Origin of the sequence: Bacillus sp. FSL R5-0286, assembly GCF_038593245.1 — a bacterium.
Classification (GTDB): Bacteria; Bacillota; Bacilli; order Bacillales; family Bacillaceae; genus Bacillus; species Bacillus altitudinis.
The window spans coordinates 2,040,659-2,052,707 of sequence record NZ_CP151977.1 but is presented as its reverse complement, the minus strand read 5'-3'; the positions used below and the strand labels follow the sequence as shown (position 1 = coordinate 2,052,707).

12 protein-coding genes and 1 other RNA gene are annotated in these 12,049 nt (G+C 41.2%); 11 read left to right on the top strand and 2 right to left on the bottom strand.

Translation table 11 applies throughout. The annotated features are described in order from the left end of the window. The first annotated feature begins 5 nt into the window (after positions 1–5). Complete coding sequence (locus NST24_RS10395; protein WP_342461744.1) at positions 6–458, top strand: YppG family protein; 453 nt, start codon at positions 6–8, stop codon at positions 456–458. A 21-nt stretch (positions 459–479) separates the two neighbouring features. Here the strand turns inward: NST24_RS10395 and NST24_RS10390 are convergent, their stop codons facing one another. Then, a complete protein-coding gene (locus tag NST24_RS10390; protein ID WP_007500867.1) occupies positions 480–899 on the bottom strand; it encodes an Hsp20/alpha crystallin family protein in 420 nt (139 codons plus the stop codon). 168 nt (positions 900–1,067) lie between these two features. On the opposite strand from NST24_RS10390, the gene NST24_RS10385 reads away from it, so the two are divergent. Next, positions 1,068–1,574 (top strand): PTS glucose transporter subunit IIA, encoded by a 507-nt coding sequence (locus tag NST24_RS10385; protein WP_058336717.1) that lies wholly within the window; start codon positions 1,068–1,070, stop codon positions 1,572–1,574. Between the two features lie 49 nt (positions 1,575–1,623). On the opposite strand, the gene NST24_RS10380 is transcribed toward NST24_RS10385, so the two are convergent. Next, complete coding sequence (locus NST24_RS10380) at positions 1,624–2,742, bottom strand: NADH-dependent flavin oxidoreductase (protein ID WP_342461743.1); 1,119 nt, start codon at positions 2,740–2,742, stop codon at positions 1,624–1,626. A 160-nt stretch (positions 2,743–2,902) separates the two neighbouring features. On the opposite strand from NST24_RS10380, the gene NST24_RS10375 reads away from it, so the two are divergent. The 9 genes from NST24_RS10375 (at position 2,903) to NST24_RS10335 (ending at position 11,966) form a co-directional block, all read left to right on the top strand. Beyond that, a complete protein-coding gene (locus NST24_RS10375) occupies positions 2,903–5,149 on the top strand; it encodes a DEAD/DEAH box helicase (RefSeq protein WP_342461742.1) in 2,247 nt (748 codons plus the stop codon). A 23-nt stretch (positions 5,150–5,172) separates the two neighbouring features. Continuing rightward, positions 5,173–6,420: a ribonuclease H-like domain-containing protein gene (locus NST24_RS10370; RefSeq protein WP_342461741.1), complete on the top strand. Its 1,248-nt coding sequence runs from the start codon at positions 5,173–5,175 to the stop codon at positions 6,418–6,420. A gap of 314 nt (positions 6,421–6,734) precedes the next feature. Next, the gene (gene cotD, locus NST24_RS10365) at positions 6,735–6,971 is read left to right on the top strand and encodes a spore coat protein CotD (protein ID WP_072368252.1); all 237 of its coding nucleotides are present in this window, start codon (positions 6,735–6,737) and stop codon (positions 6,969–6,971) included. 49 nt (positions 6,972–7,020) lie between these two features. Further along, positions 7,021–7,563 (top strand): DUF1273 domain-containing protein, encoded by a 543-nt coding sequence (locus NST24_RS10360; protein WP_202394241.1) that lies wholly within the window; start codon positions 7,021–7,023, stop codon positions 7,561–7,563. A 75-nt stretch (positions 7,564–7,638) separates the two neighbouring features. Then, complete coding sequence (gpsB, locus tag NST24_RS10355; RefSeq protein WP_008344631.1) at positions 7,639–7,944, top strand: cell division regulator GpsB; 306 nt, start codon at positions 7,639–7,641, stop codon at positions 7,942–7,944. A gap of 60 nt (positions 7,945–8,004) precedes the next feature. Further along, an RNA gene (gene rnpB / locus NST24_RS10350) (RNase P RNA component class B) lies at positions 8,005–8,386 on the top strand. 108 nt (positions 8,387–8,494) lie between these two features. Continuing rightward, complete coding sequence (locus tag NST24_RS10345; RefSeq protein ID WP_039165648.1) at positions 8,495–9,649, top strand: class I SAM-dependent RNA methyltransferase; 1,155 nt, start codon at positions 8,495–8,497, stop codon at positions 9,647–9,649. A 105-nt stretch (positions 9,650–9,754) separates the two neighbouring features. After that, on the top strand, positions 9,755–9,952 hold the full coding sequence (locus NST24_RS10340; RefSeq protein ID WP_041507043.1) for a hypothetical protein: 198 nt from the start codon (positions 9,755–9,757) through the stop codon (positions 9,950–9,952). A 76-nt stretch (positions 9,953–10,028) separates the two neighbouring features. Then, complete coding sequence (locus NST24_RS10335) at positions 10,029–11,966, top strand: ATP-dependent DNA helicase (protein ID WP_045035048.1); 1,938 nt, start codon at positions 10,029–10,031, stop codon at positions 11,964–11,966. The last annotated feature ends 83 nt before the right edge of the window (positions 11,967–12,049 follow it).

The following is a 12,049-nucleotide window of genomic DNA, read 5'->3' as shown; positions in this document are numbered from 1 at the left end:
GATACATGTTCCCTTATTCAAACCAGCCATCTTATGAAATGAATCAATTTCAGCAACCACCTTTTCCGTATCCAGATATGCAGCAGCCTCCGCAGCCTCCAGAATATTTCATGCCTCCATATCAAGGTGAAATGAACCAGCCGCCGTCTGCAGGTTATCAGCCGCCTTTTGGATATCAGGAAAACTTCCAGCCTTATCAGCCGCAGCCTGAAGCAATGAATCAGCCGCAAATGCAGCCGCCGGGCATGATGCCTATGCAGCAGCCTATGAACCCTTATCCTTTGCCAAGGCCGCAAAAACAGCAATCATCTCAATTTAAAAGTGTGCTGTCACAATTTAAAAAAACGAATGGGCAATACGATTTTAATAAAATGTTTGATACTGCTGGACAAATGATGAGTACAATGAATCAAGTGGGCTCATTGGCGAAAGGATTTACTAGTATTTTTAAAGCATAGCAAAACCCAATAGATATACATCTATTGGGTTGTTTGTTTTGGCGCAGTCACACGAAGTGATTGATCTTTCCAAACGCTCTTCATATTGGTTTCATCTATTTTTGCAGGCATTAAAATGGTTTTGGTAAAGCTTGAATAGGAGGAAGTCGTGTCTGTTTTGATTTTTTCCTGTACCGATAAGTGTAAATATTGCGCTTTCACTTCTAGTGCGATATCACCTTCGACAAAATGGTCTGGAAATCGAATCTCAATATATACATATTGATCATCTTCTGTCACATCGGTTGTAATGGATGCAAGTGAATGGCTCGTGGTCATCAGCGCCTCTGCACTATTTAAAATGTCGTGAAACGGTGATGATGCAAAAAATTGTTCAATCGCTTCATATAGAATGTCTTCATTTGCTAACAACTCGTGTTTCTTTTCACTTTCATGTTTCATTTGAATCACCTCTCATCTACAGCCTATGCAAAAGGGGCTCAGGCGGTTATCAATTGATGAGAGGAAAAAATTATGATTAAATAGTGTTGAATGAAGCAAGGTGTATGGGCGTGAAAGTTTATACGCTGAATAGATCTAGAAGCAAAGCTTGAAGGGAGCAAATGAACATTGCTGAAAAAATTATTCGGTTTCGGAAAAAACCAAGATGATGTAAAGGAAGAAGTCATTTATTCTCCAGTTGATGGAGAGTTAATGGATATGACCGATGTACCAGATCCCGTTTTTTCTCAAAAGATGATGGGAGACGGCGTAGCTGTAAAACCAAAAAACGGAACCATTGTGTCGCCAGTAGATGGTGAAGTTATTCAACTCTTCCATACAAAACATGCAATTGGGATTCGAACACTCTCGGGGCTTGAGCTTCTGATTCATATCGGACTTGAAACGGTTGGATTAAATGGTGAAGGCTTTGAAGCACACATAAAAGAAGGGGATAAAGTGAAAGCAGGTGATCCTCTCATTACGTGTGATTTAGCGCTGATTGAAGAAAAAGCGGCAAGCACAGTGACACCAATTGTCATCATGAATGGTGATTTAGTAGAACATCTTGACAAAGAACCTAAGGGCTCTGTAGAAAAGCAGACGTCCAAGCTTTTTACAGTGAAAATGAAATAATCCAAAAAAACTACCCTGAGTTGATAGGGTAGTTTTTTTATTGAGGAGATTAATCCTCCATTGGAACCCAGCCTTTACTTGCTTCCATGACAGTCCATAAACCCTCTGGAATCATGTACTTGTCTTTTTGACTACGTTTAATGACGGTCTCAATCTCGTTTTCTCTGCCTTCTTTAATCTTTACTGCCCAATCGGGATCAACAATGACTTCTCTTGCAACAGCGATGAGTGGAATCCCTTGATTGTATGCATTCAGTGCATCCTCAGCTGTAATGACGCTGCCGACGCCGATGAGTGGAAGCATGTCACCACAGCGCTCTTTTAATAACTCCATCCGCGTCTTACTTGTATCAGCACCACGTCTTGCTTTAGCGTCAATCTCCATTAAAGAAATATGCAAGTAATCAAGGTTTTTCGTCTTAAGTACGTCCACTAAAGTAAATGTTTCTGTCATGGTTAAACCAGGTGTTTCTGGTTCTTCAGGTGATAATCGATACCCAAAGATAAATGGTTTTGTTACATGCTCTTTGATTGCTTCTTTCACTGCATCTACTACTGCAATTGGAAATGCGAGACGTTTTTCTTCGCTTCCGCCCCATTGATCTGTACGCTGATTACTATGCGGGGAGTAGAATTGCTGTAATAAATATCCGTTCGCTCCATGGATTTCGATCCCATCAAATCCTGCTTGGATTGCGCGCCTTGCTGCTTCTTTAAATGAGTCGATGATGTGAGGAATTTCTTCTTCTGTCAAAGCTCTCGCAATTTGTTTTCCATCTTTAAATACATCACTTGGCGCAACGACATCACCGTTTGGGACTAAATGAGGGAGAGCCTGAGAGCCGCCATGATGAATTTGCATAATGGCTTTTGTTCCTTTCGCTTGAATCGCAGAAGCAAGCTTTTGAAGGCCAGGTATATCTTCATCCCTTGAAATAGAAGGCTGTCCTTCAAACGCCTTACCATCTGGCGTTACGTTTGCACATGCGGTGATGACCATGCCCATTTCGCTTGATCTAGCGGTAATAAAATCAATTTCTTCCTTTGAGATCGTGCCATCCTCATGAGAACCGAAGTGTGTCATTGGTGCAACGACTAAACGGCCATCAATAGAGGCACCCCCTGGGAATGTAAAAGGCTCAAATAAAGGCTTAAATTCGTTTTTCAATCTGATCATCTTCTTCCTTGATAAAATCATTTCACTATAGAAGTGTAATAGATATTGTTACAACACATCAAAATATTTGCTCACAAGCGGTGCATCAAAAAATTGCCGCCTAGTCATGCAAACAAATATTCGGTACACTAGAATGAGAGGTGGATACCAGATGAAGAAGAAAACAATGAACGAACTCATAGAAGATTTAAAAAAAGACGAACAGATCGAGCATTGGCATGAAATTGAAGCGAAGCCTGCACTGACTTCTCCAATTCCTGAAAGAGTAAATGACAGGCTCAAAGTGGCGCTTGAAAAAAGAGGTGTTAGCGAACTATACATTCATCAAAAGGAAGCCTTTAAACGTGTGATGGATGGTGAGAATGTGGTGACTGTGACACCTACAGCTTCAGGTAAAACGCTTTGCTACAATCTGCCAGTTCTTCAGTCGATCGCAGAAGATCAGACAAGCCGCTCCCTCTATTTATTTCCAACAAAAGCACTTGCGCAAGATCAAAAAAGTGAATTAAACGAAATCATTCATGAGATGGATGTTCCAATTCACAGTGAAACCTATGACGGGGACACCTCCCCAGCGATTCGCCAGCGCGTCAGACAGGCAGGACATATTGTCATCACAAATCCAGATATGCTGCACTCAGCGATTTTGCCTCATCATACGAAATGGGTCAGTTTATTTGAGAACTTAAAGTATATTGTCATTGATGAACTTCATACATACCGAGGCGTGTTTGGCAGTCATGTCGCCAATGTCATTCGAAGACTAAAGCGAATTTGTGCATTTTACGGAAGTGACCCGACCTTTATTTGTACATCAGCGACCATTGCGAATCCGAAAGAGCTTGCAGAGCAGCTGACCGGAAGCAAGGTGCATCTCATTGAACGAAACGGAGCACCTAGCGGTAAAAAGAATTTTGTCTTTTACAACCCGCCAGTCGTCAATAAGCCTTTAAATATTAGACAAAGTGCGGCCACTGTTGTGAATCAGCTCGCTAAAACATTTTTAAAAGAAAAAATTCAAACGATTGTTTTTGCTAGAAGTAGGGTAAGAGTTGAAGTCATCCTAAGTCATATTCAAGAACTAGTGAAAAAAGAAATTGGTCCTAAATCGATCCGTGGTTATCGCGGGGGCTATTTGCCGAAAGAGCGGCGCATGATTGAAAAAGGCTTAAGGGAAGGAGACATTCTCGGTGTAGTCAGCACAAACGCACTAGAATTAGGAGTAGATATTGGACAGCTAAAAGTCTGTATCATGACCGGATATCCTGGCAGTGTAGCGAGTACATGGCAGCAGGCTGGACGAGCTGGAAGGCGTCATGAGGAAGCACTCATTATCATGGTCGCAAGCTCATCGCCACTTGACCAATATATTGTCAGACACCCTGAATACTTCTTTAACAGACCACCTGAATCGGCAAGAATCAATCCTGAGAACCTTATCATCCTAGTCGATCATCTAAAATGTGCGTCCTACGAGCTACCGTTTCGAGAAGATGAACAGTTTGGCGGTATGGAAGTAGAAGAAATTTTGCAATACTTACATGAAGAAGGGGTTCTTCATTTCAGCGGGAACCGTTATTATTGGTCAGATCAATCGTTCCCGGCTCATGGCATCAGTCTGAGATCTGCAAGTCAGGAAAATGTCGTCATTGTCGATCAATCCGATGTAGCGAACGTTCGAATTATTGGGGAGATGGATCGATTCAGTGCGATGACCTTACTTCATGATGAAGCGATTTATTTACATGAAGGGGTTCAGTATCAAGTGGAAAAGCTAGATTATGAACATCTTAAGGCTTATGTGAAACAAGTCGATGTAGAATATTATACAGATGCGAATTTAGCAGTTCAGCTCAAGGTGCTTGAAATTGATCAAACAACAGAGAAAGAGGCGGTATCTGTTCACTACGGTGATGTGACCGTCAATGCAATGCCGACTATTTTCAAAAAAATTCGATTATCAACCGGGGAAAATATCGGTTCCGGCCCGATTCACTTACCTGAAGAAGAGATTCATACGAGTGCTGCTTGGTTTGAATTACATGAAGCAGAGCGGACATTTGAAGAAAAAATACTTGAACAGCTCTTGCTCGGTATTGCCAATGTTCTTCAGCATATTGTTCCGGCGTTTGTCATGTGTGACCGTTCAGACATTCATGTCATTTCTCAAATAAAGGCAGCCCATACCGGGAAACCGACTGTATTTTTATATGATCATTACCCAGGTGGAATCGGTTTAAGTAAAGAGGTCCAGGCTCGCTTTGATGAAATTGCCCGTGCAGCCACTCAGCTGATTGAGCGATGCAGCTGCGAGAACGGCTGTCCATCTTGTATTGGCATGGAAATGAAAGAGATCGATGGAAAAAGCAGTATCATTCAAGTGATGGCAGGATTTTAAGGAAAGGGGGAAAAGACGTACTCATGTCATTAAAAGGAAAATTAAACAGAATGAAAAAACACCTGTCGCACAATCAGTCAGATGAAAAGCGTGGGGCAGTAAAAGAGGGACAAACGCACACTGTGACGGCTGAAACCATTCCATTTCTAAAAGAGTGGGGGGAATTAGGTGCAGCTCCTTACTACTTTGAAGACTCTTTTTGCCTCATTCGGGAAGTGACCTATCCACTTGACCATCAGCATGGGCGATATTCATTTGCAGAACTGCCGGAGATGGTGAGTGCATGGAACAAAAGTGAGATTCAGCATTCTCTTTCTGCAAAAGGCTACAAGCCTCACGAGCTATTTTTCTTCGATACAGAAACAACAGGACTATCTGGCGGAACGGGAAATATGATTTTTCTACTTGGGCATGCGAGAGTTTATTCAGATAAAGTGGTGGTAAAACAACATCTGCTCTCGAATCCAGGAAATGAAGCGGCACTTTACAAAAGCTTTCTTAGTGAGGTGGATGTCGAATCACTCGTGACATATAATGGGAAATCGTTTGACTGGCCTCAAGTCAAAACGAGGCATACATTATTACGCGATCAAATACCTGCTCTACCTGAATTTGGTCATTTTGACCTTCTGCATGGGTCAAGGAGATTGTGGAAACATAAATATGAGCGTATGGCTCTTTCGGTTGTAGAAAAAGAGGAACTGCACGTCAATCGAGAGGGAGATACACCGGGGTTCCTCGCACCAATGATCTATTTTCACTTTTTAAAGGAACAAAACCCGAAACTGATTGAAGGAATTTTGACTCACAATGAACTTGATGTCTTATCGTTAATCAGTCTCTACATTCATTTGTCTAAAAAAATCTTATCCAAAGATGCGGTGAAGGAAGACGATGAGAAATATGCATTAGCTAAGTGGCATCTTGCTCACCGTGATGTGCAGGAAGCAACAAAGCACCTGCAAGAATTAACGGGAGCAGCGTTTGAGCATGCGGATCAAGCAGCTTATGACCTATCGTTACAGTACAAGCGATTAAAACAATGGGATGAAGCGGCATGCATATGGAGACGTCTATTTGAATCAAGTGATGTTCATTTAAGATTAAAAGCGGGTGTAGAGCTTGCAAAGTATGAAGAACACCGTCAAAAAGATCCAAAAGCAGCCCTTTCCATTACCCAAACATTGTTATCACGATCGTCTTTAAGTGAACGAGACATTGTGGAACTTGACAAGCGAGAAAAGCGGCTCTTAAGAAAAGCTGGGCAATGAAATTATTGCCTGGGAAAGCGCAAAAAAAGACAACGTTCGGCTCTCGGCCGAAAATAAAAATTGTTTAGCACTTTTATTGTAGAAAAGTCACGAATCCTGTAAAATAACGTTAGATATTGAATGAGGAGCGTAGAGCATGTATAAGGGTCTTTTCTACTTGTTTTTTCTTGTTGTCATATTGGTCGCTTTTGTGTTTTCAAACTATAAAGATGTTTTTCTTGCAAACTTTTAAAATAGGTTAATGCATTAGTACATGTACACCTCTTGATTCATACATTATTAATGTAAGAAAATTAAGGAGAGGGGAATGCTACATGTACCATCATCATCATTGCAATCCAAATGTTACACAGCCAATTGTACATCCAACGAATCACTGCTGTACGCATAGTGAGTCAACTACAATTGTGCCGCACATCCACCCGCAGCATGTAACAAATGTTCATCACCAAAATTTCCAACATGTTCACTACTTCCCGCATACGTTTTCTCAGGTGGACCCGGCAACACATCAACACTTTAACTGCGGTGGACCTTGCTGTAACAGATAAAGTGAAATGGGACTTTTATAAGTCCCTTTTTTTAAAAGCAGGTGAAAAAATGAAAATTATTGCTGTCACAGGGTACAAGCCATTTGAGCTTGGGATCTTCAAACAAGACGAGCCTGCACTTCAATACATAAAAGCGGAACTTCGGAAAAGGCTGACGGCACTCATTGAAGACGGGCTGGAATGGGTGCTCATTTCAGGCCAGTTAGGGGCAGAAATATGGACAGCTGAAGTGGTCTTTGAGCTTCAAGAGGAGTTTCCAGATTTAAAACTTGCTGTCATTACACCATTTTATGAACAGGAAGAGCGCTGGAATGAACAAAATAAAGAGCTGTATGAAGGCGTTCTTGCACAAGCTGATTTTGTAGAAAGTGTCACGCATAGACCGTATGAAAGTCCGGCACAATTTAAACAAAAGAACCGCTTTTTTATTGAAAAAACGGACGGCCTTCTCGTCTTATATGATCCCGAGCACGAAGGCTCGCCAAAATATATGATTAAAGAAGCTGAAACCTATACCGACTACCCAATTATGTATATCACAATGGATGATTTAAGAGCACAGGTTGAGGCGGAAGATCCGTTTTTTGACTAAAAGCAAGAGAAAATTTGACAACGTCACGTATTTCTGAAAAAATATACTATGAATTCACGATATGAGGTGAAAAAGATGCTTGCTGATAAAGTAAAGCTTTCTGCGAAAGAAATTTTAGAAAAAGAATTTAAAACAGGTGTCCGAGGGTATAAACAAGAAGAAGTCGATAAATTTCTAGATATGGTCATTAAAGACTATGAGACATTCCATCAAGAAATTGAAAAACTCCAACAAGAAAACCTTCACTTGTCAAAACAGCTTGAAGAAGCGGTTGAGCAAGGGAAAAGACAGCCTGCACAGTCCAATACAACAAACTTTGATATTTTAAAAAGACTATCTAATCTTGAGAAACACGTTTTCGGCAGCAAACTTTATGATTGAGTAATACCAAAAAAGCTTGTGTCAGATGACATTGTCGTTTATAATAACGCATGTTGATTAACGTTCGGGTAATCGCTGTAATGCTTTGACATTGCAGAGGAAAGTCCATGCTCGCACGGTGCTGAGATGCCCGTAGTGTTCGTGCCTGGCGAAAAAATAAGCCAGGGCAGCCTGGGAAAGGCTGACGGCAGGAAAAATGCCTACGTCTTTGTAGGATATGGCAAAGTATCCTTGAAAGTGCCACAGTGACGAAGTCTCACTAGAAATGGTGAGAGTGGAACGCGGTAAACCCCTCGAGCGAGAAACCCAAACTTGGTAGGGGAACTTTCTCAAAGGAACCAAACGGAGAGAAGGACAGAGAATTCTGTAGATAGATGATTACCACCTGAGTACGAGGCTTTTGCCGTTTGCAGTACGATGGAACAAAACATGGCTTACAGAACGTTATATCCGTTATCATAAACATGATGAAATCAAAGCTCTCCTATTTCTACATATGGAGAGCTTTTATCTTGATTAAGAAAAGAACGAGAAAACAGGTGATAAACAAATGAAAACCTATACACTCATCGCAACAGCGCCAATGGGAATTGAAGCGATTGTTGCAAAAGAAGTAAGAGACCTTGGGTATGAGTGCACCGTAGATAACGGAAAAGTTATTTTTCAAGGAGATGCGCTTGCCATTTGCCGTGCGAATCTATGGCTGCGTACAGCAGACCGAATCAAGGTCCAAGTTGCTGAATTTTCGGCTAGAACATTCGACGAGCTTTTTGAGCAGACTAAAGCCATTGACTGGGCCGCATTTTTACCGAAAAATAGCACATTTCCCGTCATTGGTAAATCTGTTAAATCTCAGCTTGCCAGTGTGCCGGATTGTCAGCGCATCGTCAAAAAGGCTATCGCGCAAAAACTTAGATCATCTTACAACATACAGTCTGAATGGCTAGAAGAGACGGGCCCTGAATACAAAATCGAGGTAGCGCTTTTAAAAGATAAAGTATTGCTGACGCTTGATACGTCTGGTGTGGGTCTTCATAAACGTGGATACCGTGCAGATCAAGGCGGGGCGCCGATTAAAGAAACCCTTGCAGCGGCGCTTGTCTTATTAACGAACTGGACACCTGACCGTCCGTTTGTCGATCCTTTTTGCGGATCAGGAACAATTGCTATTGAAGCAGCGATGATTGGACAAAACATTGCCCCTGGATTTAACCGTGAGTTCGCATCTGAATCATGGGAATGGATCGGTGAGGACGTTTGGAACAAAGCACGCCTTGAAGTAGAAGAAAAGGCGAACTATGATCAGCCGCTTCACATTATCGCGAGCGATATTGATCATCGTATGGTAGAGATTGCGAAACTGAACGCAGAAGAAGCTGGTCTTAGTGAACTGATTCAATTTAAGCAAATGCAAGTGAAAGACTTTCAAACAAAAGATGAGTATGGTGTGATTGTCGGAAATCCGCCTTACGGTGAACGTCTGAGCGATAAGCCAGCTGTGGAAAAAATGTATCAAGGCATGGGCGAAGCATTGAAAAACCTAGATACGTGGTCTATTTACATTTTAACGTCACATGAAAAATTCGAAGAGTGTTTCGGAAGAAAAGCGACGAAAAAGAGAAAACTGTTTAATGGATTTATTAAAACAGACTATTATCAATACTGGGGAAAACGCCGGCCTAGAAAGCAAACAACTGAATCGTAACAAATGTCCACACCACGAGAAGGTGTGGATTTTTTATGCTAAAAAGGTATAAGTCTTCACGGGACGGAATAAACTGAACTTGATTTTAAAAAAAGAGGTGTCTTCATGATTCATTATGATCAATTTCAGTTAATTCAAAAAGCACTCGCTTCAACAGCCCGAGAAATAGAGGGGATTGAAATGGGACAATCTGCTAAACTTACGGCAGCCATCGAGAACTTAGCAATGGCTCAAAACTACATAGACCATTCAGAGCACGCATTTTTAATGAAGGAAAGCTACCAGCATCGCCTGCGCTCTTAAAAAAAAGATTGTCATACCCCAGCATAAATGTTACTATTGAATGTCTGAATGATTCAAAAGTTGGGGGTTGAAGCAGGTGACAGCATCTCGTTTGCCTTTTTCATTAACAAAAGAACATAATTTTTACGAAGAACTGGGCAACTGGATTGGTGATGTGTTTTATGACATTTTGCCAGAAAAGGGCTTTGATCTTCGAGATGAACAAATATTCATGGCTTTTCAGTTAGAAAGGGCCTTTAAAGAAAAAAGTGTGATGTTTGCCGAAGCTGGGGTAGGCACAGGCAAAACAATCGTTTATCTTTTATTTGCGGTCACATATGCAAGATATACAGGGAAACCTGCGATCATTGCATGTGCAGATGAAACGTTAATTGAACAGCTGGTCAAACAAGAAGGTGATATCTATAAAATTGCCAATCACCTTGATATTCAAATAGATGCGAGATTAAGTAAATCGCATGATCAATATTTATGCTTAAAGAAACTAGAGAAAACGATGCAACGTGAAGATGATGAGAAGTGGCTCGATATTTATGAATCGCTTCCTTCATTTGTTCATGAATCTCATGGGATGCAGACATTTTATCCGTATGGTGATCGAAAAGAGTATCCAGAATTAACAAATGATGAGTGGTCAAGAATTGGTTATGACTCTTTTCAGGACTGCTTAACATGCGACATGCGGCACCGCTGTGGCTTGAATTTATCAAGAGACCATTACCGAAAAGCAACAGACCTCATCATTTGTTCTCATGACTTTTACATGGAGCATGTATGGACAAAGGAGTCACGTAAACGTGAAGGACAGCTGCCGCTCCTTCCTGAGCATAGCTCTGTTGTATTTGATGAAGGACATCTTCTTGAATTTGCAGCACAAAAAGCGCTAACATACCGAGTGAAACAATCAACACTAGAGACGTTTTTGGAGCGTCTTTTGCAAAATGATATTCGTGAAGAGTTTGCAGAGCTTGTTGAAGATGCACTTGCAACAAACGATCAGTTCTTTTATCTCTTAAAAACGAATGCCAAAGAAATCAAAGGATCACACCGTCTTGAAATTGGTCGTGTAGATGAGGTAAAGCGTTCAGCAAGTGAATTATGTGATTTGCTTGAGAAGATTGGAGAAGCGCTCGTATTTGAATCAGAGATGTACACAATTGATCAGTACGAATTGTCTGTTGTAGAAGAGTACATTGAGCAGATGGCGTATTCTCTGTCGCTTTATCAGAAAAATGCCATTAGCTGGCTGGAGAAGCAGGAATTAGATACCACCTTTGTCGTCATGCCAAAAACGGTAGCAGAAGTTCTCGGTGAAAAGGTATTTTCGCAAAAAATCCCTTATATTTTCTCATCTGCTACGTTATCTGAAAATCAATCATTTGATTATTTAGCTGAAAGCCTTGGGATTAAAGATTATTTATCCATGAGTGTGGCTTCGCCGTATGATTATGAGGAGCAAATGCAAATGTATTTCCACGGAATTCAGCAGCCAATGACAGAGTCAGCTGTAAAAGGTCAGCACGTGCTGTCTCAAGTAAAAGAAAATGGCGGTCGATCTCTTATTTTATTCCCTTCATTTGATGAACTGCATGTATTTAGAAAGCAGCTCGATGCATCAAATGAATCACTGCCTTTCCATGTGTATTTTGAAGGAGACGAGGAGATCAGTACCATTGTTCAAAAGTTCCAAGCGGATGAAACATCTGTGCTATGTTCCGTTCACTTGTGGGAAGGGCTGGATATTCCAGGACAGTCTCTAACAAATGTGGTCATTTGGGGACTTCCATATCCACCGCATGACCCAGTATTTGAAGCAAAACGGAATGAAGCGAAAGATGCATTTACTGAAGTGGACCTTCCGTACATGCTGCTTCGTCTAAGGCAGGGCATTGGGAGACTGATTCGGACAAGCCAAGATGCTGGCAGCATTCATATTTACTTTGGCAGTCAGAAAGATATTGAGCTGCAAAGTAAAATTGAATCCGTTCTTCCAGTAAGGCCAGTGATCTCTTAATGATAGAAAACCATTCAATAAAAGGAGGATACGATCAGCGTATCCTCCTTTTTCATTGACAAAAGAACATTTATTGAAGTAGC